The organism is Cellvibrio mixtus subsp. mixtus J3-8, from assembly GCF_000766945.1.
GTDB lineage: Bacteria > Pseudomonadota > Gammaproteobacteria > Pseudomonadales > Cellvibrionaceae > Cellvibrio > Cellvibrio mixtus_A.
Genome location: NZ_KN266208.1, coordinates 487367 through 514143, shown reverse-complemented (window position 1 = coordinate 514143; position 26777 = coordinate 487367). Strand labels below are relative to the sequence as shown.

General features: G+C 49.1%; 23 protein-coding genes. 16 read left to right on the top strand and 7 right to left on the bottom strand.

The window, feature by feature from the left end; genetic code table 11:
* Positions 1–17: 17 nt before the first annotated feature.
* The 4 genes from A596_RS12715 to A596_RS12695 all read left to right on the top strand — a co-directional run bounded on the left by A596_RS12715 (position 18) and on the right by A596_RS12695 (position 5341).
* Entirely contained in the window at positions 18–1436 is a 1419-nt protein-coding gene (locus tag A596_RS12715; protein WP_039915225.1) for an FAD-dependent oxidoreductase, read from the top strand.
* Positions 1437–1599: 163 nt separating this feature from the next.
* Positions 1600–2667 carry a uroporphyrinogen decarboxylase gene (hemE, locus tag A596_RS12710; RefSeq protein WP_039915223.1) on the top strand — a complete coding sequence of 356 codons (1068 nt, stop codon included), beginning with the start codon at positions 1600–1602 and terminating at the stop codon, positions 2665–2667.
* A gap of 228 nt (positions 2668–2895) precedes the next feature.
* Complete coding sequence (locus tag A596_RS12705) at positions 2896–4266, top strand: cyclic di-GMP phosphodiesterase (RefSeq protein WP_039915222.1); 1371 nt, start codon at positions 2896–2898, stop codon at positions 4264–4266.
* Between the two features lie 313 nt (positions 4267–4579).
* Positions 4580–5341, top strand: coding sequence for a TerC family protein (locus A596_RS12695; RefSeq protein WP_039915220.1), 762 nt, complete (start codon positions 4580–4582; stop codon positions 5339–5341).
* A 44-nt stretch (positions 5342–5385) separates the two neighbouring features.
* On the opposite strand, the gene asd is transcribed toward A596_RS12695, so the two are convergent.
* Positions 5386–6237 (bottom strand): archaetidylserine decarboxylase, encoded by an 852-nt coding sequence (gene asd, locus A596_RS12690; RefSeq protein WP_039915218.1) that lies wholly within the window; start codon positions 6235–6237, stop codon positions 5386–5388.
* A 204-nt stretch (positions 6238–6441) separates the two neighbouring features.
* On the opposite strand from asd, the gene A596_RS12685 reads away from it, so the two are divergent.
* From A596_RS12685 to A596_RS12660, 6 genes are all read left to right on the top strand, one after another.
* Positions 6442–6828, top strand: coding sequence for a DUF6488 family protein (locus tag A596_RS12685; RefSeq protein ID WP_039915216.1), 387 nt, complete (start codon positions 6442–6444; stop codon positions 6826–6828).
* A gap of 406 nt (positions 6829–7234) precedes the next feature.
* Positions 7235–8263 (top strand): lytic polysaccharide monooxygenase, encoded by a 1029-nt coding sequence (locus A596_RS12680; protein ID WP_039915213.1) that lies wholly within the window; start codon positions 7235–7237, stop codon positions 8261–8263.
* A gap of 66 nt (positions 8264–8329) precedes the next feature.
* A complete protein-coding gene (locus tag A596_RS12675) occupies positions 8330–8947 on the top strand; it encodes a hypothetical protein (RefSeq protein ID WP_039915210.1) in 618 nt (205 codons plus the stop codon).
* A gap of 69 nt (positions 8948–9016) precedes the next feature.
* On the top strand, positions 9017–9664 hold the full coding sequence (locus tag A596_RS12670; RefSeq protein WP_039915207.1) for an MBL fold metallo-hydrolase: 648 nt from the start codon (positions 9017–9019) through the stop codon (positions 9662–9664).
* Complete coding sequence (locus tag A596_RS12665) at positions 9624–10412, top strand: M48 family metallopeptidase (RefSeq protein WP_235425713.1); 789 nt, start codon at positions 9624–9626, stop codon at positions 10410–10412. The genes A596_RS12670 and A596_RS12665 overlap by 41 nt, the downstream gene beginning before the upstream one ends.
* A gap of 36 nt (positions 10413–10448) precedes the next feature.
* Positions 10449–10832, top strand: coding sequence for a DUF2750 domain-containing protein (locus A596_RS12660; RefSeq protein ID WP_039915204.1), 384 nt, complete (start codon positions 10449–10451; stop codon positions 10830–10832).
* A 24-nt stretch (positions 10833–10856) separates the two neighbouring features.
* On the opposite strand, the gene A596_RS12655 is transcribed toward A596_RS12660, so the two are convergent.
* Positions 10857–11231 carry a hypothetical protein gene (locus A596_RS12655; protein ID WP_039915201.1) on the bottom strand — a complete coding sequence of 125 codons (375 nt, stop codon included), beginning with the start codon at positions 11229–11231 and terminating at the stop codon, positions 10857–10859.
* A 312-nt stretch (positions 11232–11543) separates the two neighbouring features.
* Here A596_RS12655 and A596_RS12650 point away from each other — a divergent pair, with 312 nt between their 5' ends.
* The 5 genes from A596_RS12650 to A596_RS12630 all read left to right on the top strand — a co-directional run bounded on the left by A596_RS12650 (position 11544) and on the right by A596_RS12630 (position 19682).
* The gene (locus tag A596_RS12650; RefSeq protein ID WP_039915198.1) at positions 11544–12038 is read left to right on the top strand and encodes an LEA/WHy family protein; all 495 of its coding nucleotides are present in this window, start codon (positions 11544–11546) and stop codon (positions 12036–12038) included.
* 82 nt (positions 12039–12120) lie between these two features.
* On the top strand, positions 12121–14379 hold the full coding sequence (gene parC / locus A596_RS12645; protein ID WP_039915196.1) for a DNA topoisomerase IV subunit A: 2259 nt from the start codon (positions 12121–12123) through the stop codon (positions 14377–14379).
* A gap of 99 nt (positions 14380–14478) precedes the next feature.
* Entirely contained in the window at positions 14479–14748 is a 270-nt protein-coding gene (locus A596_RS12640; RefSeq protein ID WP_039915193.1) for a PilZ domain-containing protein, read from the top strand.
* A gap of 131 nt (positions 14749–14879) precedes the next feature.
* Complete coding sequence (locus A596_RS12635; protein ID WP_039915190.1) at positions 14880–18596, top strand: hypothetical protein; 3717 nt, start codon at positions 14880–14882, stop codon at positions 18594–18596.
* A gap of 15 nt (positions 18597–18611) precedes the next feature.
* Complete coding sequence (locus tag A596_RS12630; protein ID WP_039915186.1) at positions 18612–19682, top strand: polysaccharide deacetylase family protein; 1071 nt, start codon at positions 18612–18614, stop codon at positions 19680–19682.
* Between the two features lie 93 nt (positions 19683–19775).
* Here A596_RS12630 and A596_RS12625 read toward each other — a convergent pair whose 3' ends face one another.
* From A596_RS12625 to A596_RS12605, 5 genes are all read right to left on the bottom strand, one after another.
* Complete coding sequence (locus tag A596_RS12625; protein ID WP_039915185.1) at positions 19776–21080, bottom strand: hypothetical protein; 1305 nt, start codon at positions 21078–21080, stop codon at positions 19776–19778.
* Positions 21070–21630, bottom strand: a complete 561-nt coding sequence (locus tag A596_RS12620) for a hypothetical protein (RefSeq protein WP_039915183.1) — start codon at positions 21628–21630, stop codon at positions 21070–21072. Before A596_RS12620 ends, A596_RS12625 begins: the two co-directional genes overlap by 11 nt.
* Before the next feature lie 81 nt (positions 21631–21711).
* Positions 21712–22506, bottom strand: coding sequence for a glucosaminidase domain-containing protein (locus tag A596_RS12615; protein ID WP_039915182.1), 795 nt, complete (start codon positions 22504–22506; stop codon positions 21712–21714).
* 46 nt (positions 22507–22552) lie between these two features.
* The gene (locus A596_RS12610) at positions 22553–23233 is read right to left on the bottom strand and encodes a replication protein P (protein ID WP_052417474.1); all 681 of its coding nucleotides are present in this window, start codon (positions 23231–23233) and stop codon (positions 22553–22555) included.
* Complete coding sequence (locus A596_RS12605) at positions 23145–24338, bottom strand: DnaT-like ssDNA-binding domain-containing protein (protein WP_039915179.1); 1194 nt, start codon at positions 24336–24338, stop codon at positions 23145–23147. The genes A596_RS12610 and A596_RS12605 overlap by 89 nt, the downstream gene beginning before the upstream one ends.
* Positions 24339–24693: 355 nt before the next feature.
* On the opposite strand from A596_RS12605, the gene A596_RS12600 reads away from it, so the two are divergent.
* A complete protein-coding gene (locus A596_RS12600; protein ID WP_052417473.1) occupies positions 24694–26775 on the top strand; it encodes a TonB-dependent receptor plug domain-containing protein in 2082 nt (693 codons plus the stop codon).
* Positions 26776–26777: the final 2 nt, after the last annotated feature.

Sequence of the window (26777 nt, the reverse complement as noted above, 5' to 3'; positions counted from 1 at the left end):
GGGTGAGGAGAGATCTTATGTCAGCACGTTTAAACAATGACTTCCAATTTCTCGATGTGGGCCGTAAAGACCCCGCCAAGAAAGACATAGAGACCCGCAGACACAAGTTTGTGGAGATCTACCAGCCCTTCGCCAAAGAAGAGGTTGAGGGCCAATCGCATCGCTGTCTTGAGTGCGGTAATCCTTATTGCGAATGGAAATGCCCGGTGCACAACTTCATCCCCAACTGGTTGAAGCTGATTTCCGAAGGCAATATTTTTGAAGCGGCGGAGTTGAGCCATCAAACCAACTCCCTGCCGGAAGTGTGCGGCCGCGTGTGCCCGCAAGATCGCCTGTGTGAAGGTGCTTGTACGCTCAACGACGGTTTCGGCGCAGTGACTATCGGTAACGCCGAGAAATACATCACTGATACCGCTTTCGCCATGGGCTGGAAGCCGGATATGTCCAAAGTGGTCTGGACTAACAAGAAAGTCGCCATCATTGGTGCGGGCCCAGCCGGTATCGGTTGTGCAGACGTATTGGTTCGCAATGGCGTTAAGCCGGTGGTGTTTGACAAGTATCCGGAAATCGGTGGCCTGTTGACCTTCGGCATCCCGGAATTCAAACTCGAAAAGAGTGTGATGACCCGTCGCCGTAAAATCTTCGAGGAAATGGGCATTGAGTTCCGCCTGAATACCGAAGTGGGCAAAGACATTACCATGGAAGATTTGCTGCGCGATTACGATGCGGTATTTATGGGCATGGGTACTTACACCTATATGAAAGGCGGCTTCCCCGGCGAAGACCTGCCCGGTGTTTACGATGCACTGCCATTCCTGATTTCCAACGTAAATCGCAACCTGGGTTTTGAAAAAGATCCGGCGGAATTCATCAATGTTAAAGGTAAGAAAGTGGTTGTACTTGGCGGCGGCGATACCGCGATGGACTGTAACCGCACCTCGATTCGCCAGGGCGCCAGCAGCGTGAGCTGTGCTTATCGCCGTGACGAAGAAAACATGCCGGGCTCCAAACGCGAAGTAGCCAACGCCAAAGAAGAAGGCGTGCAATTCCTGTACAACCGTCAACCGGTAGAAGTCGTTGGTAACGGTAAAGTGGAAGGCGTGAAAGTGGTTACGACCCAACTGGGCGAGCCGGATGCCAAAGGCCGTCGCAGCCCGGTAGTGATTCCCGGTTCCGAGGAAATCCTGCCGGCGGATGTTGTATTGATCGCCTTTGGTTTCCGTACCAGCCCGCAACCCTGGTTTGAAACCAACGGTGTGAAAACCAACGATTGGGGCGGTGTAATCGCACCTGAGCATCAACAATTCAAATTCCAGACCAGCAACCCGAAAGTGTTTGCAGGCGGCGATATGGTGCGCGGTTCAGACCTGGTGGTTACCGCCATCTGGGAAGGCCGCGAAGCGGCGCAAGGCATTCTGGATTACCTGGAAGTTTGATCTGTTTGGCGCATTTTGCGTTGACCATATAGTGGGTATCGCTTAGGCTCCTTTCTATAGGCAATACCCGCTTCGCAAACCCCGCAACTGCGGGGTTTGTCTTATCTGCGTATACAAAATACATTTTATTAGTGATCAGGGCTGCAAGCCTGAGGATAACAACATGACCCAACTCAAAAACGACCGTTTTCTTCGCGCATTACTAAAACAACCGGTAGACGTTACCCCGGTGTGGATGATGCGCCAGGCGGGTCGTTATCTACCTGAATATCGCGCTTCGCGTGCGAAGGCGGGCGATTTTATGGGATTGTGTACAAACCCCGAGCTGGCTTGTGAAGTTACCTTGCAGCCACTGGATCGCTACCCGGGTCTGGATGCTGCCATCCTTTTCTCCGACATCCTGACCATTCCCGATGCGATGGGCCTGGGTCTCTATTTTGAGACGGGTGAAGGTCCAAAATTCCACAAAGCCGTGCGCACCGAAGCTGATGTGAACGCGCTGAAAGTCATCAACCCGGAGCAGGATCTGCCCTACGTTGTTAACGCGGTAAAAACCATTCGCCATGAACTTAATGGCCGGGTACCGTTGATTGGTTTCTCTGGCAGCCCCTGGACCCTGGCGACTTATATGATCGAAGGGGGTTCCAGCCGCGATTTCCGCCGTGCGAAAGAGATGCTCTATAACCAGCCACAAGTGATGCATCGCTTGCTGGATGTATTGGCTGATTCGGTGACGGTTTACCTGAATGCCCAGATCAAAGCGGGTGCCCAGGCGGTGCAAATTTTTGATACCTGGGGCGGCGCGTTGTCCCATGCGGCGTACCGGGAGTTTTCGCTCAACTACATGCAAAAAATTGTGTCTGGCCTGATTCGTGAAAACGAAGGCCGCGCCGTACCGGTAATCCTGTTTACCAAAGGTGGCGGGCAATGGCTTGAGGCGATGGCCGCAACCGGAGCAACTGCGTTGGGGCTTGATTGGACTACGGATATTGGCAATGCCCGTAGCCGTGTTGGCGACAAAGTTGCGTTGCAGGGCAATATGGATCCGGGAATTCTTTATGCATCACCCGAGCGTATTCGCGCTGAAGTTGGCAATATCCTTTCCTCCTATGGCAAAGGCTCTGGCCATATCTTTAACCTTGGGCATGGGATCACACCAGAAGTTGACCCTGAACACGCTGGCGCATTTATAAACGCCGTGCATGAGCTATCGGGCCAGTACCATCGGTAATATTTTTGTCACCATGCAGGCTTATTTAGCTACCTTTAATCTACCTGCTCTGGTGTGGCGCCCATATCTTGATTACACTCGCTGTCATATCCAATGCTTTTTTAGGAAGATTTAGAAGCTTGGTAGGCGACAAGTGCAGGATCTAACCGTGGTCCTGCCCGTTTCTGCCAATATCCCGATGAATAAGGCTAGATAATTAACACCTGAAGGTGATGTGGGGAATAAGGCGTGGCAATCAAACAGGTCAAAGTTGACGTTAATGAACTAACTATCGGCATGTTTGTGTCGGGGTTGGATCGCCCGTGGTCGCAGACTCCTTTTCCCTTACAGGGTTTTTACTTGCGCGACCTGGGTGAAATCAACCAGCTCAAAGCGCTCTGTAATTATGTTTATATCGATATTGAGAAAGGCCGTGGCCCGATAGCGGCCAATCTTAAAACTATTTCTCCCGCTACAAAAAAAGCCACCAATACACGCGAGCGTGTCAGTTCTTTCAATGAGCCGGTAGCCGCGTTGAAAATACAGCGTGGCCTTTATCGTGATATAGAGCCCTTACAGCGCGAAGTTAAAAAAGCCCGCCAGCTTCACCAAAAGGTCTACGGTGCGGTAGTTGAGGTGATGGATCAGCTGGAAAAAAACCAGTTTGATGGGATGTCCCTCGGTGAAACCAAACGCGTCGCCAGTGAAATGGTAGATAGTGTATTGCGCAACCCGGATGCTTTTACCTGGCTTTCGCGAGTTCAGGAAAAAGATGAATATACCTACAGCCATGCCGTCCGTTCATCCGTGTGGGCGATTTTGTTTGGCCGTCACATAGGTTTGCCCAAGCGCGATCTGGATGTACTGGCGATGGGCGTCTTGCTTAAAGATGTAGGTAAAGTGCAACTCGATACCGCTTTGCTATCGAATGCAGAGCGCAGTGCAGAAGACGAACGACTGTACGAAACATTCGTTGAACTAGGCTGCGAAATTCTGCGCAAAACCCCGGGTGTTGAACCGCGGGTTATCAGCGTCGTGAAAACGCATTGCGAACGCCTCAATGGCAGTGGTTTCCCCCAGGGATTATCGGGCGATAAAATTCCCTTGCTCGGTAAAATCGCCGGCATAGTGACTTATTACGATTACGTCACCAATCCGCGTGGATCGCGCCATCCGATCGCCCCCTCCAAAGCCGTTGGCAAATTATATGAATTGCGCAATATCCAGTTCCAGGAGGAGTTGGTGGTTGAGTTTATCCGCGCGATCGGACTGTACCCTACCGGAACTCTGGTGGAATTAAGCACTGGCGAAGTAGCGGTAGTCGTGGAACAAAACTTTGAGCGTCGTTTAAAGCCACGCGTTATTGTGGTGCTGGACGCATACAAACAACCATTGGATGAATATTTACTGCTGGATTTGTCGGAAGATGACAAGCGCAAGCAGGAGTTATTGGATTCGGGCAAGAAATCCCGCTATGAGATTGAAAAAATTGAAATTGCTCGTGATCTTGAGCCCGGTAGTTACGACGTAGATATTTCCGGTATTCGCGATCACTATTTGATGAAAAATGAGAAAAAAGGGCTGATGGCGCTATTAAGTCGCTTTACTACACGTAGTTGATGGTGTGAGTTAGGCTCGCCATCGTAACCTAATCCACATTACCTATTTAAAAAACCGCATGTCGCAATTGCATGCGGTTTTTTTATGGGCGCCATGGTTGGAATGGCAGGAATCTGCCCCAAGCTTTCATTCGATGGCTTTTTTCTACCGTTGTTTTGCGGGCATGCAAAGTTATTGCCTACCGCTGTGGTGGTCAGGGTACAATCGCCGTCCTCCTCCTGGCCCACCATGCCAGGTTGCTTATATGTGCAATGTCCATCACCGGTCCTCCGGTTATGGGAATTGTGTGCTATTAATCAATGAGATTTGAATAATGTTTGAATGGTTATCAAGCCCGGAAGCATGGGTTGCGCTGGCAACGCTGACGGCGTTGGAAATTGTATTAGGGATCGATAATATTATTTTTATATCGATCCTGGTGGGCCGCTTGCCTGCGCATCAACGTAAGTTTGCTCGCAATGTTGGCCTGGGTTTAGCGATGATTACCCGCCTCGCATTGCTCTTCTCTCTCGCATGGATTATGGGATTGGTCGAGCCGTTTTTTACTATCTTTGGCGAAGAAATTTCCGGGCGCGATATTATTTTGATTGGTGGTGGCCTGTTCCTGCTTGCCAAGGCGACGCATGAAATTCACAGCAGCCTTGAAGGTGCTGTCGAGACCGAACGTAATGTCGCAGCTCATGGATTGATGATTGTGCTGGTACAAATTGCGGTGCTGGATATCGTGTTCTCACTCGATTCCGTAATTACTGCTGTGGGCTTGGTTAGCCAGGTTCCGATTATGGCGTTGGCCATTGTTATTGCTGTCGGTGTGATGTTATTTGCAGCCAAGCCGATAGGTGATTTTGTCGATTCCCATCCAACAATTAAAATTCTTGCCCTGTCATTCCTGGTGATTGTTGGCTTCACCTTGTTGGTTGAAGGCTTTGATGTCCATGTGCCAAAAGGTTACATCTATTTCGCCATGGCATTCTCGCTGGGTGTGGAAATGATTAACATCAAGTTGCGCAAAAATATGGATAAACCGGTTGAACTCCGCAAGGATTATCCGGACGAGCAAAAGCCACAGGAATAAGATTTATAAAAAAGCCGATCAAATGATCGGCTTTTTTATAGGCGTCAAATGGTGAATCCCATTTTTTCACCCATTTTGGTGGGGGTTCCGGCGATAAATTTTTCATCCCATTGCATTTTGTTGTTAGCAAATAAAATGATCGCGGTAGAGCCGAGTTTGAAACGGCCCATCTCATCACCTTTATTGAGCTGAATATTTTGATAGGGATAATTGGATACTGCAATTTCGCGGCTGGCGAAAGGGGCGATCTGGCCGTCCCATACAGTTTCAATGCCTGCCACAATCATTGCGCCGACAAGTACCACGGCCATAGGGCCGATTTCGGTATCAAAAATAGCAACGGCACGTTCATTGCGCGCGAACAAACGAGGCACATTTTCGGCAGTGACAGTGTTAACGGAAAATAACTCGCCGGGAACGCTGATCATGCTGCGCAACTTGCCACCGAGAGGCATGTGCACACGATGGTAATCGCGCGGCGATAAATACACCGTCGCGAAATTACCCCCATTAAATTCCGCAGCGAGTGCTTCGTCGCCACCGAGTAATTCGAGTGCTGTGTAATCCTGGCCTTTGGCTTGAAAAATTTTGCCGTCGACAATTTTACCTAGTTGGCTGATAGCCCCGTCAGCGGGGCAAACAATAGAATTGGTTTCGCTATCGATTGTACGGGCGCCTGGCTTTAGCGCGCGCGTAAAAAAATCATTGAAACAGGCATAGGCTACAGGGTTTTCCTCAATAGCCAGGCTCATATCTACCTGGTAGCGTTTAACAAACCATGTGATAAACGTGTTTTTGATAAATGCTGTTTGGGTACTGGCGAGCCAACCTGCTGCACGGGACAGCGCGTGTTGGGGAACCAGATGTTGCAAACCAATAAAGATACGTGGATTCATGCGTTAAAAAATTTCCTATGGCTGCCCCATTCAGGCGACCGTTATTAATTAGAAACTGCAAAGCGGGCCGCAGTGTAACAAACTCTATAGCTCGCGCGTCAAACTTGCGAAATCAATCCTGTTCAAACCGATATATCTTTGCTCGAATATGCTGCGTACAAACACATGGGGTATCTGCAGGATAAAAATAACGGGGAAATACCAATGAAATATTTTTTACGTATCACGATGATTTGTATTTGCAGTTTGTTGGGGTTGGCGGTGTATGGGCATGAAGGCCATGAACATGGTCCTGTATCGATAAAGTCCGCGCTGGAAATTAGTATCAAAACGGCTGGACGCTACGCTGGCAAACTATCGCCTTATGAGGCAGGCAAACTAGCGAATAGCTGGGCAAATCTTTCCCGGGATGATGCAAAAATCCATGAAAACAAATTGGGTTATTACGTGGTCAGCCTCAATAATCCACAGGAAAATAAAATCCTGTACATAAAAATATTGTTGGATGGTTCGATTGCAGGCGCAAATTATTCGGGTAATTTTCAGGCTGTGTCGGCTCCTTCATCATCTTTGCCAGTATCTGGCGGTTAAATCTTTTTTAATGCTTGTTTTTAGTGCGTGAATTCATTTTATCGATCAAGTGTATTGTTTTTAACAATTTGACAGCGCTGTCCATAGGGGGCAAAACTCCCTGAACTCAGTTGTCTACTTGTCCACCGGAATGTGGATGGACATAAAAAAATAACAATAGTTGTGCTTTCTCTCTAATGATTTTGCAGTTCATAAGCACACCAGGACTACTGATGAAGCAAGTCTTCCCGGCAAATCTGTAGCGGTTGTGTCATATCGTGGATAAGCAATTCCGGCTAGCGCCAATTCGGCTTCACAGCGAGTTCACCATCGTTGAATTGCTTGCAGTTTCCCAAGGCAGGTTTTCCGGGGTTTCGATTCCTGTACGGAGTCTTTCTCTATCCGGTTAAGTGAAGGAGTGTGAATAATGAATAAGAATCTCATCCAAAAAAGCGGGCTTGGCGCGATGCTGCTAATGTTTTCCGCTGTAACTTTCAGCCATGGTTTTGTTGATAGCCCGGGTGCGCGCAATTATTTTTGCGGCAAAGTGACCAAGCCTGATGAAGTGGCCAACGGAGTTGCCAAATATCCGGTATGTGGCGATGCTTTTGCCACCGATCCGAATGGCGGATATTCCTACATGAGTGTGCTTACCCACCATCAGGGCCGCAAAGTGTTGGGTCCGGTCGCTAAAAATGTGTGTAGCTTTGATAGCGAAACCTGGGGTGGCGCCAAGACCCCGTGGGATAACTCAATCAACTGGCCCGTCAACAATATCAACTCAGGAAGCCTGACTTTTTCCTGGGATATCAGCAACGGCCCCCATTTTGACGATACGTCGGATTTCCGGTATTGGATTACCAAACCAGGATTTGTGTATCAGGTGGGCAAAGAGCTGACCTGGGCGGATTTTGAGGACCAGCCATTCTGTGATTTGCCCTACAACGATGATAATCCGGGCGCCTACCCGAATGTGCGTGCCGATAAGGGCAATGCCCATATCCACACCACGTGTACTGTGCCATCGCGCAGTGGCCGCCATGTGATTTATGCCGAATGGGGCCGTGAGCCGCCAACCTATGAGCGTTTCCATGGCTGTATCGATGTGCAAATTGGTGGTGGTACCACAAGCTCTACCCCGGCAACATCATCGAGCCGTTCAAGCCTTGCACCGAGTACATCCAGTCGTTCAAGCGCGATAGTGAGTTCATCAAGCCGCACCAGTGTTGCACCGGGCACATCCAGTCGCTCCAGCGCACTGCCAGCTTCCTCCAGTCGTTCGAGTGTTGCGCCGATTGCATCGAGTAGCTCGTCCTCGTCTGCCGGTGGTTCCGGCGCTGCTTATTGCAACTGGTATGGCTGGCAAGTGGCTATCTGTAAAAACCAAACCACAGGCTGGGGTAATGAAAATAACCAGACTTGTGTTGGTCAGGTGACTTGTAACGCCCCACGTTAATGGCAATTGACCTCTGGCGGTGTGCCGCCAGAGGTTTTCTTCATCAATACCAAATGAGGTGGCTCTGTGAATTTGCAGGCTGTTAAGACCCGGTTACCGCTGTGGGGAGGAATTGTATTACTGCCGATTCTGGCTTTGGGCCTTTACCACGATAAGCAACGCCATACACCCACAACCCCGATTCATCCCGTTGCCCCGGCAGTAGCGGCGCCAGTTATTAAACCCCCCTTAATTCGCAATCAACTCCCTCCGGCTGTGTCGCACAATGCCAGTCCTGAGCCAACTAATAGAGTGACCGGGCTGGAACCCGAAGCCGCGCGCGAGGCGGTTTTCCGCAAGGAGAATAATGTCTATGAAAAAGCGACCGGCTTGTTCGAGGCGGAGCCCATTGATGTCGAGTGGGCCAGTGGTTATGAGCAATCCTTGCGCGAGATGTTCGCTTCCCACACGGGATTGACGCGCGTTAGCGTTAACACCATCAGTTGTCGTACCAGCATGTGCCGTATTGAAGTATTTACGCCGCGCGATATTGATGCCGATTATTTCACCGCGATGTTTTACAACGCACTGGATAACTTTCGTGAGGGAACCCTCAAAGCCGAAGCATCGATTGCGCGGCGGATGCAGCAGGGCGTGACCTCAGTGTATATCGCCCGCAAGGGGCACACTCTGGGTTTCTATTAATCGTGCCGGTATAAATCGCCCGGCAAACCTGTGGTATCTTGGCGGCCTTGAAACGCGCGAGGTTCCGCAGTGCTGCACTACCAGATTATCCCTGTCACCCACTACCAACAAAATTGCACCTTGCTGTGGTGCGATGAAACCCGTGATGCAGCGGTCGTTGATCCTGGCGGCGACATAGAGCGAATTCTCTCGGCAGTAAAATCCCTGGGTGTGAAGCTTACGCAAATCCTGCTAACCCATGGACATCTGGACCATGTCGGCGGTACGGCTGCATTGGTAAAACTTTTGGGTTTGCCCGTAATCGGCCCTCATGCCGACGATTTGTTCTGGATTAATTTGCTACCGCAACAGACCCAAATGATGGGGTTTGCTCCTGTTGAAAGTTTCCAGCCTACACAATTATTAAATCATGGCGATACCGTTAATGTCGGCACTGCTCAACTTGAGGTGTTGCATTGCCCGGGGCATACGCCCGGCCATGTGATTTTTTTCCAGCGCGAATTGCGCCTGGCATTGGTTGGCGATGTGCTGTTTAAAGGTTCGATCGGCCGCACGGATTTCCCGCGCGGAAATCACACCGATCTGATCAACGCGATACGCACTCGCGTATTCCCGCTGGGTGATGACGTTCGTTTTATTCCCGGTCATGGCCCCATGTCTACTCTCGGTCAAGAGCGTGCAACCAATCCTTTTGTTGCCGATAAAAACGTTGGCTGATTTGCGCATGGATGAAGTTATCGGCTTGAAAAAAACAACATCACCCGAGACCGACCTGGGTTTCGAGTTTACGATTGCCCGCTCCGCGCGGCGGCGTACTGTCAGCATCGAAATCCGTGCAGCCAACGTAGTGATCCGCGCACCGCTCAATACTGCCAAATCTTTTTTGATGGCTTTCCTGCAACAAAAAGCGGCGTGGGTAAGGGAAAAAATTATCGAACAGCAGGCACTGATCAGTGCGCAACCGGCAGCACCAACCTATGTCCAAGGTTCCGGTATTGCCTTTATGGACGAAACCCTGCACCTGGTGATTGGCCGCGGCCCGCGTGCCGCGATTGCACGGGTAGGGCAAGAGCTGCATCTCATTTTATCAACGCGCGTGCGCGCTACCGAACAGGAACAAATCCGCGCATTGCTGGCGCGATGGTATCAACAGCAGGCGTTGCAACTTCTCACACGTAAAACGACCGAATGCTGCGCGCGTGCAGGATTACGATTTAGCTCGGTAACTGTCAAGGCAACACGCTCCAAATGGGGCCATTGCACCAGCAAGGGCGCAATCCAATATAACTGGCAGATACTGCTGGCCCCGGAAGCTATAGTCGATTATCTTGTCGCCCACGAAGTCAGCCACCTGCGCCACCAGAATCACAGTGCCGATTTCTGGGCGCTTGTTGCCAGTCTCTGCCCCGGCTGTAAAACGGATCGGGCCTGGCTAAAAGCCAACGGCGCCCGGCTGCACCTGTAATTCAAAAGCTAAAGCAAAACTCCAAGGGTAATCAGCATGAATGACACTACTGCAATTGAACCACTGAGCGATGATCCCGCTGAAAATCTCGACCGTTTTATCGTGGAGGCTATGGAGCTGGGCTGCGTGTGGGGCTTGCAAGGGCCGGATGGTTGGGCGCTGAGCGCCTCGGAAGACCATGATGAAGTTGATGTAATGCCATTCTGGTCGCAGGAATCGTTTGCGCGCGGACATTGTGTTGATGATTGGAAAGACTATCACCCGGTGCCTGTGGATCTGGAAGAGTTTCTGGAAGATTGGTTGCCAGGTATGCATGAAGATGTACTGCTGGTGGGTATTAACTGGAATGAAGAGCTGGACGGTGAGGAAATGGAACCGCTGGACTTGCTGGAAGAATTTGAAGCGGAGATGGGCGAATAGTTTTCTCCGGGTGCAATGAGTCTGTTAATAAAAGGACTCATTGTGCAACGCCTGATCGTCGACGTCATCACCAATTAAATGCATGTGCAACAGGTCGATTTCGTAGGTTTTGCAATAATCATTGAGCAGTCCAAGGCTTTCAACACCCGGCGACAGGCTGTACCAGTATTCACTGGTTTCATCGCGCAACGCCAAAACAAATTCCAATGGGCCCGGTACCAGTTTGCGCGATAAATGGCTAAAAATTTTGCGCTGTAACTGCAATACAGAAAAATTAAAATCTGTGCACAAGCGCATTAATTGCGGGTAATGGGATTCGCGCCGATCCTGAAAGCGAATTTCGCGGCTACCCAATAAATCATCCGGGTTTATTAATTGTTTTTGTGGTGAGTTAAACATATTGCGTCAGTCAGAGTCATAACACTGATAAGCTGACCATCACTGGCAAAATTGTGCAGTGCAAATCCGGCAACTGCCCCGTTAATATGGCCAACCCAATTAATTGCAGCGGCCTTAACTTCCCCATTAAAAAATCCGGTGTGAAGTTAAATCATTATTTCAGGGTGTTTGTCTGGCTCGCCCAAAGCTAGATAGCCAGTTAAAAGCGAGCGGATTAGATCACAGAGTTGTTACAGCGGGGGTGCAGCTAATTCACAGTTTCATGTTTCTGTGGTTATCATCAAACCCGAATTTTTCAGGAAGTGCATAAAAATGGTTAAAATTTCTTCGAATTTATCATTAGTATGGAATAAGGTTTTTTTTATAACCGTTTGTTTGCTGCTGGCAAGTTGCTCCAGTTTGCAGCCGAAAATTGAGCAACCCACGGTTAAGGTTGCCGGATTGCAGCTGCTTCCTGCCCAAGGTTTTAACCAGCCCATTGAAGTCAGTTTGCTGATCTCTAATCCAAATGACCGCGATTTATCGCTGCGTGGAATTTCCTACAATATCGGCATTGAAAATTTTGATGTACTTAGTGGTGTGAGTAATGAATTACCTACCTTAACCGCCTATAAAGAAACTCCGGTTAAAGTTGTGGTGAGTGCTAACGTAATACAACTGGTGCGTTTGCTGGAACATTTTAGTCGCACCGGTGTACGTGAAGAGGTGAATTATAATTTTTCGGCCAAGCTGGATTTCAGTGCATGGTTACCCACATTGCGTGTGAACGAAAAAGGCGCGATTCCTTTAGCGCAAAAGCGCAATTAAAAACCAGTTGAAAATATGCACGTGTAACATCACAAAAATTCTTGTTGATTATTTTTTTAAGCTCTGCTGTTCAGGATGTTAAATGAGTGACGATATAACCCTGCCCGAGGCCGACGAGCGTATAGCGCTCAAGGACTACACCGAGAAAGCCTATCTCGATTATTCCATGTATGTAATTCTGGACCGCGCCTTGCCGCATATCGGTGACGGCCTTAAACCGGTTCAACGTCGTATTGTGTATGCGATGAGTGAGCTAGGGTTGAAAGCCAGTGCAAAATATAAAAAATCTGCGCGTACCGTGGGTGACGTAATTGGTAAGTTCCATCCCCATGGTGACTCGGCATCATACGAAGCGATGGTGTTAATGGCGCAACCCTTTTCCTATCGCTACACGTTGGTTGATGGCCAGGGTAACTGGGGTTCCCCTGATGATCCCAAATCTTTTGCTGCGATGCGTTATACCGAGTCGCGCCTCACCAAATACAGCGAAGTTTTGCTGGAAGAATTGGGGCAAGGCACAGTCGATTGGCAACCCAATTTCGATGGTACGCTTGAGGAACCGATGGTGTTGCCGGCGCGCGTTCCCAATGTTTTATTGAATGGCACGACGGGCATTGCGGTCGGTATGGCTACTGATATTCCGCCGCACAATTTGCGCGAAGTGGTCAATGCCTGTGTGCACTTGCTGGATAATCCCAATGCAACCGTAACCGAACTTTGCCAGCATATCCTCGGCCCGGATATGCCCACCGAAGCGGAAATTATTTCCTCGCGCGATGACATCATCAAAATGTACGAAACCGGGCGTGGCAGTATTCGCATGCGTGCGGTATGGCAAAAGGATGAAGAGGGCGGCGATATTATTATCACTGCACTGCCGCATCAGGTGAGCGGTGCAAAAATCCTCGAGCAAATTGCCGCGCAAATGCAGGCGAAGAAATTGCCGATGGTAGCGGATTTGCGCGATGAATCCGATCATGAAAACCCGACGCGCCTGGTTATTGTTCCGCGTTCCAATCGCGTCGACCTTGAACAAATCATGCAGCATTTGTTCGCGACGACCGAGCTTGAACGCACCTATCGTGTCAACATGAATATGATCGGTATTGATGGGCGTCCGGCAGTCAAGCCGCTGAATAAAATTCTTGCCGAATGGTTGAGTTTCCGCACAGTAACAACGCGCCGCCGCCTGCAATACCGTTTGGAAAAAGTGGAAGAGCGTTTGCTGCGCTTGGCAGCATTGATGATTGTATTCCTCAATGTGGATGAAGTTATCCGTATTATCCGCGAGGAAGAAAATCCCAAACCGGTGTTGATGAAGCGTTTTAATTTAATTGAGATGCAAGCGGAATATATTCTTGAAACCAAATTGCGCCAACTGGCGCGTTTGGAAGAAATGAAAATTCGCGAAGAACAAAATGATTTAATGAAAGAGCGCGATGGCCTGCAAAAGATTCTCGACTCTGCCGTGAAATTAAAAAATCTGGTGCGTAAAGAATTGCTACAAGTCGCTGATCAATTTGGCGATGAGCGCCGCTCGCCGATTGTCGAGCGTGCAGAAGCACAAGCATTGAGCGAAACCGAATTGGTTAGCGCCGAAGCCATCACCGTGGTTATTTCAGATAAAGGCTGGATTCGCGCTGCCAAGGGCCATGAAGTGGATGCGGCGGGTTTGAGTTATAAAGCCGGTGACAGCTTCAAATTTGCGGTCCAGGGCAAGAGTAACCAAAGTGTGATATTGCTGGATTCAACCGGACGCAGTTACGCAGTGCCCGCCCATAATTTGCCATCGGCGCGCGGGCAAGGAGAGCCATTAAGTGGCCGGATCAGCCCACCCAGCGGTGCAACATTTGAAGGTGCATTAATGGGCGCTGACAGCCAGCGCGTGCTGATTGCATCCGATGCCGGCTATGGCTTTGTGGCGAAACTGGAAGATCTCGCCAGCAAGAACAAAGCAGGTAAAGCGTTGCTAACACTACCCGAGGGTGCATTTGTCATGCCTCCGCAATTGATTAACAGCCCTGAACAGGCGCTGCTGGCAGCGGTGAGTAATGATGGGCGCTTACTGGTATTCCCGGTGACCGAATTGCCGGAATTGGCCAAAGGTAAGGGCAACAAAATCATGAATATCCCCGGGGCCAAAGTTGTTAGCCGCGAGGAATTTGTGGTCGCCCTGAATGTAATTCATCCCGGCCAGCAATTAACGTTGCATTCGGGGAAGCGACATATCACCCTCAAGGCATCGGATTTGGAGCACTACAAAGGTGAGCGCGGACGTCGTGGTAACAAATTGCCGCGTGGATTCCAGAAAGTGGATAAGGCGGAAGTGAGCGACAAGTGATAATCTGTGCGCATTCTGCCCTGCTTGTTTTGTTTATGCAGACATGGGCTGGGCAGAAGCGACTGGATTTCAATAGTAAAAAAATAACCAGGTTGACACATGTCTAAAGAAAAACGCAGACACATCCGCACCCCTTTTGCTTGCCGCATTAAAATAGTTCACGATAGTATTGGCGAGTTGCTGGTCAAAACCCGCGACATTTCCGATGGTGGAGTATTCGTCGTCCTGGAACCGGAGCAGATCCCTCCAATCGGATCTGTGGTAGCCGGCCAGGTCCAGGGCCTGATGGATGATGCGCCCATATTGCAAATGGAAGTGGTACGCGTGGAGCCTGTTGGTGTCGGCCTGCGGTTTTTGCACAATGATTGATACCATCAACCCCCGACATATAATTTTCCGATAATAACGCTGCAAAGCGCTTCCGTTTGGTGCTTTCAGATCTGCCCGTTGTATAACCTGAATAATATCGGGGCAGCTCACTGAAATCTGCAGGAGTTCTTGTGTACAAACTCACCTATAAGGGCCAATTTGTCGATGGATTCGATGCGGATCAGGTAGTTGGCAACCTGGCCCAGCTATTGAACCTCAAGCCCAAAGCTGTGCGACTGGCATTTTTGTCAGAGCGCCCCAGCGTCATAAAAATACTTGATTCTGCCAGCGAGGTGGAACGATGGTGCGCGGCCTTCCAGGAAGCAGGTGTCTATCTGGATGTGATAGGTGTGGATTCACCGGATGCAGCTAGCATTTCTGACCAGATTGAACTGGAGCTGGAATTGCACCAGCTCGATGCGGAGGATGACGAGCCCGATGAGCGTCTTTACCTTATTCGCAAAACGCCGCAAGAATCTTCAACGCAACCGGAAACCTTTGCCAATGAGCCGCTGGCAACTCGTCCGGTGTCTGCATACCCGATTAACCCGGAGCTCATCAAGCCGAAAGTTGCAGTCAAACCTGCCGTTAATGGTAAAGCCGTCAACGGAGCTGCTGTAAATGGGCACTCAGTGGCGGGTACGCAACCCAATGTCAATCAGGTGAATGGGCATCCAGTCAATGGTTCCCACCCTCATGGTAAAACCAATGGTTCACATGCATCGATTGTTACTGCGCAAGAACCTATTGATATTTCGACCTCAGTGGCACCAACCAAAAAACCATCGGTTGCCAAACCGCAACCGGTAGCAAAAGAAATACCCGAAACAGCGGTGCACGAATTGTCAGTAGCGCAAATCGACGCGCTGGCTGCCCGCCAATTGCTGGATGAGTCGGAAGATGGTTCTACCCAAACTGGAGATGCTGTCGCGGCCCCGGCAGAACCTAAAAATCCGGCACCGGATGCGCCAATCGAAAAGCTCGACCATGTTAAAAAACCGGACGTAAAAAAAGCAGCAGCTGCAACAAAAACGGTTGCTGGTCAATCGCAACCGGAATCGCTGGATGCACGCCAGGATCGATTTAATGAAGAGGATTTCGATGTTCCGTTGCTGGACAACGAGTCGTCATTACGCGAGTGGCCGGACGAGGAATTACTCACCGATGAAGAGCTTTCATCGCGCGAAGCGCAATTAGCGCAAGAGCACGATGAAGAACTGCATGAGGATGTGAATTTCCATAAGTCGCATTTTGTGTGGGGCATGTTGGTTATCCTGCTGGCAATTATCGCCACCGCAGGCACAATCCTCTGGTTAAAGCGTTCTACCTGGACACCGGTTACCGTTGCACCGCAGGAAATAAAAGTCACTGAAGCAATTGCATCATCATCACTATTTGGTTTGCTGCATGCCGATGTGGATCGTTTGCAAATGCTTTCACCCGGCACTGATTTGTTTGCGTACGTCGCCGAACCTAAATCCGGTTTTTGGGATGGCCTCGCTAAAGCGGGCATTAATGTCCAGCAACAAGCTGATGATGTCTGGATGGGGGTGTACGGACAAAACGGGCAGAGTAAGACGCTGTGGGTCCTAAGTGGAAATTTTCCGGCGGATACCTGGCGTGAATGGCTAAAAAAAAACTACATCATTGATAACGAGAGCCCCGACGGCATTATTTTTTCCACGGTAGATGACAATACCTGTGAAAAATCCCCGGTGCTATCGGCCAGTATTAGCAATAACCAAATCGTAGTTGGCGCACCTGAATTGGTGGCCGCCTTTAATGGTCGTTTGCAGGCGGGTGCGGCAGCGGAAAAAAACCTTGAAACATGGGCGAAAGGATACAACACCCAAATGGTGTCCGCCGTGCTGTTTCACCCGGGGCAATTGCCGGAGGGTTCGGCCGCAATGGCGCTGGGAAAGTTGTCGTTACCGGCAGAGCCTATTCAGGGAATATATCTCGGGCTTGAGCCAAAATCGTTTCCGCCTGCGCTGGAATTTAATGCGGTGGTAGCGAGCAATGACCAGCAATTTATCGTTGATGCTGCCAACAAATTAACCGCCGCCGCCGCCTCGGCCAAAACAACCATCGCCACTGATTGGCCAGAAACCCTGCCTTTTTATGAGCGCATGAAAATCAAGCATGATGCGAATCAGGTGCGTGCAACATTAAACCTGGATGAGCAAGCGCCGCAGCAAATTCATTTATGGTTTTCATCACTATTGAGTCGCGCATTTGGTGTAGAGAATGTAGCGCCCGTTGTCGAGGGTGAGCGGCTGGAGTCTAACCCGGCACAGTTCATCACGCTACCATCGGCAGAGTTGCCAGCTTTCGCTACCGTTAAACATTTTAATGAAGCATTTATTGCACAAACCTCTTCCGGCCCATTTGGAATCGGTATTCGCACAGTAGAGCGAACGGAACAGGGCGATGAAATCAATCTGGATGTAAATGCATTTAACTTACCTAATCTGGGCAAGGAAAATGACAGTGTGGTATTGCGTATTACCGATATCGTGGATCACCAGGATAAATCCCTGATTGCTGCTGGCAGTTGTGGCGGTGGTTTAAAACAGCCGGGTAATATCAACCTGGTTTATCAGGGTAATGCCATGGAAAATGGCCAGCCGATTAGCTTCACCGGTTTGCAAGGTACAAAAAAAATTATATTGCCGGTTGGGGTTAGCTTGACCAGTGTTGGTGCAGTAAAAGGTGTCATCACCCAGCAATTACCATTGGATGTTGAACGTGTAAACCTGAATGGCCCGCTGGCTGGAAAAACCCTGGATGTCCAAGGTGTGCAAATTCGTTTTCTCTCGGCTGGACCCAGCCGTTTATATTTTCAGGTGAGCGGCAACACTACTGCGTTATTACAAGTGAATGCATTGAATGAAGATGGCAAACAACTCGCTAGTATCAACACGATGCGCGGCGAGAATTTTTACGATTCCGGTAAAACCATCAGCATCGATTACCAAGGGAAAATTGCTGCTGCTGAAGTGGTTGTGGCCAGTAAGCTGGAACAAAAAAATTATGAGTTCAGTATCGCGCGAATTTTTCCACCGGCAAAACCTTTCCTCACGGAAAAGTTTGAGCCTGCAACGCTGAAAGCCAACGGCTTGCCCGCATTGGAAAAAGACACGCCCCCGAATGATGTTGTTTACCCTTACCAGTCACCAAAGCAGACGATTGCCGCAGGGCCAGCATTAATTGCGCTCAATGAATTAAATGTTAGCGGGCAACAATTATCGCTACTGGCCGATGTGTATACACGCAACACGCATCCGCTAACCGGGCAATTGAGTGCAGTGCGTTTCGTCATTAGCGAAATAGAGGATTCATCGGGAAATTTACACTCAGTCAATTACCAGGTTCCCATTGCGATGGAGCATATGGGAGGCGGTTGGATGAATGGAAAATACGAGCCGGATCCAGGTCGCCCGTGGTTGCGCGGGCAACTGGAAATTCGCGATCGCCCATTAGCGCAAGGTGATGCTGTTGCGCTCTGGGGTAAAATGGTTTTTCTCGCCATGGAAGATCCACTTTCAGTCAAAGCGCCGTTTATGTTTGGTATGGAGTGGAGCAACAATGGCAGCACATTAAAATTGCGTCGCTGGGAAGCGGGCCGTTTGATTTTCGATGTGGAGGGAAATTTGCCCGACTTTATGGCAGTGAAGGCATTGGATGAGTCCGGGGCGGTGATTAGCCAGCCGGCAGAGTTACGCAATAATTTGGGTAAAATCACCATTGAGTTGGATGTTAAACAAATTCCGGAAACTATCGAATTTAATCTTGCGCGCACACAAAAATTGAAAGAGTTTCCATTGGAAATTCGTGTGCTGCAATAATGTTTGGTGATGTGATTGAGTATAAAAATAGTTCGTTGGTATTTGCTGCTGCTAACAATATTTTCTTTTTCTAGCAACGCCGCTGTGGTATTACTCTATCACCATGTGAGCAATACCACGCCTGAATCCACCAGCATTAGTCCGGATGCATTTGAAGCGCAGATGGATTATCTGGAAAAAAATCATTTTAATGTCGTGCCCTTGCCTGAGCTGGTGGAAATCTTGCGCAAGGGCGGCACGCTTCCTGACAAAACCGTCGCCATCAGTTTTGATGATTCCTATGCGAGTGTTTATGACTCTGCCTATCCGCGGCTAAAAAAACGTGGTTGGCCATTTACCTTTTTTGTGAACACCGATTCGGTTGGTACATCCAGATTATTTGTCAGTTGGGACCAATTGCGAGAGATGGCAAAAAACGGCGTTACTATTGCCAACCATTCCAGCACCCATACGCATTTGCCGCGCAAAAATACCGGCGAAAGTGCGAGTGAGTATCGCGAGCGTATCCATAGCGACATTGAAAAAGCCCAGCAAAAAATCAAACATGAAATTGGCGAGGCACACATGATGCTGGCCTATCCATTTGGTGAATACGATATTGAGGTGCAACGGATTGCCAGGAAGTCGGGCTACATCGCGTTTGGCCAACAATCCGGTGCGCTCTATGAAAAAGGTGATTTGCAGGCTGTGCCGCGTTTTCCTTTTGGAGGTGGTTTTACAGGGCTCGACGATTTCATTATGAAAGTTAACACCAGGCCCATGCCTGCCAGTTCGATAAAATTTTATGCGAATAAAAACGATGAACTTGAAAATGTGATTGCGCGTGAGGGCGATAAGCCCTGGCTGGTATTGCAGTTAGCAGATGTCGGGCTGCTAAAAAAAATAAATTGTTTCGCTACCGGACAGGGGCCTATTACGGTGGAAGTTATTGATCAGCAACTATGGGTTCAAGCAAAGCAACCGTTAAAGCCCGGGCGTACCCGCTATAATTGCACCGCCTACGCCGGAGAAAAAGATCGGTTCTATTGGTACACCCAACAATGGTTAATAACCGATAAACACGGTAAATGGACTTATAAAGATTGAGGGCTTAATCAATCATTGACGAAATCAGCTATAACTCTCCAATAAAAAGGGCGACTGCATAGTCGCCCTTTTTATTGGATAGCGATCAATGTATTAATTGGGATTAATCGTGATGTTGATGTCATCCTTCATTTCTGTGCCGCTGGAATTTTTCAGCACATTACCCGAGCTGTCCCGCACTTCTGCAATCACATAAATAACTGCGCTTATGCCCAGGTTCAGATCGCTGGCAACACTCAGAACTCCTGAGGACGTAATAGTAATTTTGCTTTCACTGTCAGCAGGAATATTATTGTTGCGATCATCGATTTTCCAAAAAACGTTGCTGGTGTAATCATCATTGGTGGCATCATCGATATAGGTTGCCCGCACATTCAGGTCAATGTTGCTGCCTTCCGCCACTGTCAAATTTGATGATGCGCCGCCGTTGCTATTTCTGATTTCTATCGATTTCAGTTCACGATCTTTAATGGTCAACTCGTGTATGCCTTCCGCTCCGCCACAGCTTCCTTTGAGGGTAACTTTTGAACCATTGGCGGTGCCATTTTGCGCGGTAATTTTAGTGCCTTCAATTTTTAACAAACTATCGGGCGATGCAGTGAGCGTTGCATTACCGGTAATGTCGACCGGGTTATTTTGGTCTCCATAAATTCCTTGCACAATAACTGTTGCTGTATCGCCATTGCGTAGTTCCGTGGTTCTGCTTGGTGTAACGGTAATGCTGGTTAGTGCTTCGTTGATCGCAAAATTATAGGCCGCAGAAAGAATCTCTTTACCACTATTATCTACACCGCTGGCAACAACTTTAATGGCACCACTGTTAGTGGTATTGAGCGTTCCTTTGGTGGCATCTTTAAAGACAGCGTTGGTGCCGCCTTCAGCAACTTTCCAGGTCAATGGATAAGGCAGGATCCTGCCGTTATCAAATTCGGCTTGTGCAGTGAAAGTAGTGTTTTTACATTCATCCACCGATGCAGCGGTATTTTGCACTGTCACTTTCACCAGGTTTGCATCGGAAACATTAATCTCCTGGGGGAGGGCGACGATGCCTGCATATTCTGCCGTCAGTGTGAAATTTCCGGCGGTGCCCGAAGCAGTGAAATAGCCATCTTTAATTTTGCCCAGTTTGGCGTCGCTAATTTTCCATGTGGCTTTTTTAGTTAAATTAACTTCATTGCCTTGCGCATCACTGCCGATTAGTTCGAACTGGTAAAAACTTTTAAAATGGACATATTGGTCGTTAGCCGCAATAGCCACTTTGGTAACGGTATTTTTTGAGGCATCAACGGTTTGTGCTACTCGCTCGCTATTGTTGTCGCCACCGCCACAACTAACCAGTGATACCGCTCCCAAACTGGCGATAAGCGCCAATGACAAATGAATTCCTTTAGAACGCATAGGTAACTCCCAGGCCGCAGCCATCTACTCGTAAATCATCATCGTTATAGGAGCGCACGCAATCCAGGCTCCAATAAAATGGTTTATTTTCCAAAATAGGATCTTGCAATGAGAAGCCGTAGCTAAAGCCCGAGAAGGTATCTTTGAAGGGCGCGCCCAGGCGTGGTAGATGGGTTTCAAGTTCGGTGGAGGCATAGCCCAGCAGCACGCTGATTTTCAAATCGCCCTCTTGGTATTCGGGGTTGGTGAGAGTGATGTAGGCAGCAGTTTGCTCGGTGATTTCCATGGTCACACCATGCTTGTCATCATTGCTCATGGGAACACCCACAACCCCTTGGAGGCCTATGCCATCAAGCAATCCTTCATCAAATTCCAGGCCACCTTTGAAGAGGAATAGGGTAGGCGAAAATCGTTCACCACCAGCTTTGATCAGGGTGTAAGTAGCTTGGCCGGAGACGTTGAAATCCAGCGGGATTTCCGCCTTCACGCTGATGCTGGCGAAGGCGCCGATGAGCAGCGCGCCGAGCGGTTTAACCAGTTGTTTACACATAAGGTTTCCTTGCTGTGTGATCAATGTTATTAGTCAGAAATTATTGCTGTCCGGTTATCCAAATCAATTCGTTAACACTTGTTATTCAAGATTATTGCCACGAATAACAGTGCGTAATTCGTGGATATAGGCACTCCCGCGCCCTGAATACTTACCTAATTCCGCCACCATGGCAACACCGGTAAACGCTTGCGGTTGGTCGCGTAGCTGGGCGCGTAACTGCCGCCAGGCGCGATAGGCGTTATGGGTATTAATGTTGTTGAAGTATGCCGTAAGTGATTCTTCAACATTGTTAAACTTTTTAACTTCGTGTTTGGCGCGAGCCGAACGCTTGCCCGGCACTATGCCGCAGCCGGGTTTATAACACCAATGGCCAAATAAATTGTGGGCTTCCTCCGCAAAACGCGAGGTCCCCCAACCGGATTCCACGGCGGCTTGTGCTAATACCATTGATGAAGGGATGCTATCGACGCGCAACAATAAAATATCTACAGCCTTATCATCTTCGGGATAAGTTTCATAAGTCACATGAAATTTCTCGCGCAGCTTTTCCAGGTTGCGCTTGTTTACACCACTAATGGTGTGTGAGCGTTCCCATTCGTCTTTGATTTTCAATAAACGTTCACGGGATTTTAAAAGTTTGGTATTTTTTTCATCGACCAGGGGGCGCAACATCGCAAGGAATTGTTCCTTGCGTTCGGGAGTTTGGTTGATCGCTGCAAAATCCGGTAGCAGGGTGCTGCTGGTGAGTTCATCGTCATCCATAAAAATGTGGTGAATCGGAATGCTCATTAACCCTAATACCATCACCAGGGTGGCAATAGGGAAGGCCAGCAGTAAAAGGCCGAGGAACCACTGTGAAGCTTGCTTGTTCATAACACGGTTTACCGAAACGATTAATGATGAAAACGAAAATAAAAAATTAAATATCCAGTTGTTTGCGCAATTCTTCCATGCGTTTTAGATTTTCTTCGCGGCTGAGCGGGGTTTCTATTGTTTGGGGCAGTGCCGGTGCGTTGGGTGCGGGCAATTGCTCGCCATTGATTACACGCTCACATATTTTTAAATAGTGGCGCTCGAAAATTGGAAAAGCGATTTTTTCCGGATTGCTCGCCAGAAAATACCAATCGCTCGCGCAGCCTGCGTGGTACACCGCCGCATGGCTCCAATGGTAAGCCGCTTTCGGGCTGGATGCGCGACAGGCTTCAACATATGCGGCGTGTGCATCAATCAAACCGAATTTTTCCGGCTCGCCCTGGCAGGCGCGAATCATACGGTGCAATGTGGGCAAATACTCTGACTCTTCTATCACTTTGCGAGCGCCGCGCAGAATGGTTTCCGGCGCAAAATGCGCGAGTGAATTCAGCCATAAGCGGCGCGCTTGATTAAGCAGCTCGTTATCTTTAAATGCACTGTAGTACTGGTTGTGATAGTTAATGCGGAACAACGCAAATACCTGATTGATCGCATCTACATGTGCGTCTGTCGGCGCGCTGCGCTGTGCCTGCGCAGAATCAGCTGGCCCAGCTGCGGTCGTTGAGTTGTTCTGCGAGGCTGCTATCTCTTGTGCGACCTGATTGATGAGCGTTTTGCTGTCCTGCATGGTTAACCTGCTGCGAGTTGACGGTGGTTAATGCGTGTTGTTTGGCCCAGTGATATTTCACGTGCTGCAAAAATTTAGTGTTCCAGCTGGCGTAAACCTGATTGCTGTCGCGCCAGAAAAGGACAAATTCCGCAACCTGTTGTTGCGCAAATTTCAAATCGATATTGGCCAGTTTCAAAACGTCGTAGACATCTTTACCGGGTTGCCAATTCTCCGGAATGCGTTTGGGTTCGGTATCGTGTTCCAGCGCCGAACTGTAGCGCAACCACTGGCGTTTTACGTGCTGGATAAATTTGCTGTTCCAGGTGCGGCCTACTTCGCCGCGCTCCTGCCAATACACCACAAATTCCGGGATCGAATCTTCGACAAACGCGAGACTGATACCAGCGTGTTTTACTAATACTTCCAATGCATCGCGGCTTGGGCGCCATTGGCTGTGCATTGCAATTTCCTGGTCGCGCTTTAAAAAATCTGCTTCGCGTTCGCGCACCTGGCGCTCGTTATCTTCGCGCTGCTGGCGAGCATTTAATGTTTCGTGATTACGCCATTTATGCAGCACATCCTTTAAAAATTTCGCGCCCCAGCTATGGCTGGTTTCACCGCGCTCGCGCCAATAAGTCACGAATTCGGGCAGTTGCTGCCACACAAACTCCTGCGGGATATTGTACTGGGCGATTTGCCGCAATAATTCCTGGTCCGGTTGCCAATGCGGCGGAATCAAGTTCGCACCCTGGCTAATGTTCGGAGCCATGGCAGTTGCAACCATTGGAATCGATGGTGTCGCTGGCGTTTGGGACGTAGTGCTATCAAACGATAGGGTCAGGCGACGGCTTTCCACAAACGGCGCGGAAACCAATTGGATGACGCCTTTTTCATGCAGGCTGCGGCTAATGCGCTGGATATCGTAATCGGTCCAGAAGGGCATCATACGTTCAGCCCGGTTACTGTCCACATCCAGCCACTGGCGTCCGTTCGCTGGCGTCAAGGGCAGGAAATTGGCCAGCTCCGCTAAAATTCCCAGCATGCACGCCTCTTCCAGGCCGATGGTGGCGGCAAGAGAGGGCGAAATCAGCAATGGGCGCTCGGGAATCAAGGGTGATGTCATAACGTTTGGACGCTAACAGCCAGTTTAAACAAAGGACGGGAATTGTAGGCTTATGGAGTAATGGATGCCAGTGCAACAGGCTTAACCAGTAGGTTGTAAATTCGGCCCGTTGGTATATGACGATGGTGGATACCAAGTGGTGGCATATCACCAAGGGCGATAGAAACCTTCCGGGTGGTCGCAACCATCCCAATGTCCGTAGGGGCCTTTTCAGGATCAAGGAATAACTGGCAATAACTGCACGGCATTTGCAGTGAATTGTTACAGTCTGATACAGATCCATGCGCCTTGTTACAGCCAAGCCGGGTGTGAGTGAGTAGGCTGCGAGCCCTCACTTTGTCAAAAGGAAACTGCCATGCCCAAGCCTTATGTTCGCTTCCATTCCTTTGGTTCATTACTCCCGTTCTTGCCGCTTTTGTTGGCAGGTACCAATACCCTTGCCCAGCAGGCTACTTCATATCCGGAACGAACCGGCACGGCGGAGTCCGCCGTTGAAGAAGTTGTTGTGCGTGGCCGTCAAAGTGATTACTCGGTGATTACCGAAAATGCGCAAAAAATTGTCGATGTCCCGGGCTCGCTGGGCGATCCGTTGATGGCTGTATTCAGCCTGCCGGGTGTGCTCAGCGAAGGCGATGGCGGTGGTGCTCCGGCGGTGCGCGGCTCATCGCCCAGCGATAACCGTTATTTAGTGGATGGCGCCCCCGCCGGTTATGTATTCCATGCGTTTTCCACGTCGATTTTTAATGAAAATATTATCCAGGATTTCCAATTATTTTCCGCTGGCTTTGGGCCGCAATATAACAACGCCATTGGTGGTATTTTTGATATCAAATTGCGCGACCCCCGCCAGCAGGATTTTGCCACCAAGGTTGATCTTTCTATTTTGCGCGCAGGTGTATTTACCGAAGGGCAGGTCACTGAAAACTCGGCCTTGTATTTATCGGCGCGCGCCAGTTTGTTGCAATATTTTTTTGATAAGGATGAAGCGGATAAGGAAGATGGTATCCGTGTGCAGGACGCACCGGAAGATACGGATTACCAATTCAAATACCAATACCGTTTGGGGGAAAACCACAAATTCACTTTAAGTGCTAATGGTGCAAGCGATTTGGCCGCAGCTGAATTTACCGAGCGCTCGACCGAAGTAATGGAAGAACCGGATTTTGCTGGCAGCGCAAAAATCGAAAACACGTTTAATAACCAAAGTTTGCGCTGGCAATTTGATGGTTTCCTCGGCCAGGCGCTGGATGTACAAATTGGCCACTATGAAAATACCCAGGATACCTTTTGGGGCGGCGATAAATATTTTTTCGACATGACCACGGAAGATAGTTACGCCCTGCTTAATTACTCATTTGTATTGGGTGACAGCCATAACATTTCGGTGGGTGGTGAATATCACGCTACGGATTACAGTTACGATGCGCGCTTTATTAATTATGTGTGTACCGAATTTGATCCGGATTGCGAATTGCGACGCGGTGAGTTAATTGATTCGAAAGATGTGGTGCGCATTAAAGAATCATCTGTTTATCTGAATGATCACTGGGAAGTCGCGGAAAACCTTGCGCTTGATGTGGGCGTGCAAAGCCATTACAACGATTACACTGACGAAACCTTCACGCATCCACGCCTGGCGTTGAGCTGGGAATTTATCGATAAATGGACATTGACTTCATCTGCCGGTTCTTACAATCGTTTGCCGGATATCGACAAAACATTTCCACAAATTGGTAACACGGAACTGGATTCACCAACATCAGATCATTTCACCCTTGGCATCAAACAGGAGTTAGCGAATGAATGGAGCTGGTCGGTCACTACCTATTACAAGACCATGGATAATTTGCCGCTGGCGAGCGATGTTGGCGACACCAGTAAACCTTTGTACACCAACAATGTAGAAGGTGAGGCTTATGGTGTGGATTTATTTATCAGTAAAGAGCGTACTGATCGCTGGTACGGCTGGTTGGCAATTAGCGCTTCACACAGTAATCGCACTAACAAATTAACCGGTGTCGAGCGTGATTATTACCTGGACACCCCCCTGGTTCTTAATTGGGTAATGAATTACCAGTTAAATGACTTGTGGACCATGGGCGCGCGTTTTACTGCACAGTCTGGCCGCGCCTATACACCAATTGTGGGGATACAAAAAAATCCCTGGTTTGAAAACCGGATTTTGCCGGTCTATGGCGAACCTTATTCAGATCGCCTGCCGGTGTATTCGCGCCTGGATTTGCGTTTCCAGCGTGAAATGACATTGTGGGGTTATCCCGGCACTTACAATATTGATATTCTTAACGCCCTTAACCGGCGCAACGTCACCGATCGCAATCTGGATTACAAACGCACCACATCACCGCAAAATTTCAAGCTGGAAGATGAAGTGGGGTTGGGCATAATTCCGGCGGTGGGAATGTCGCTGACTTTTTAATA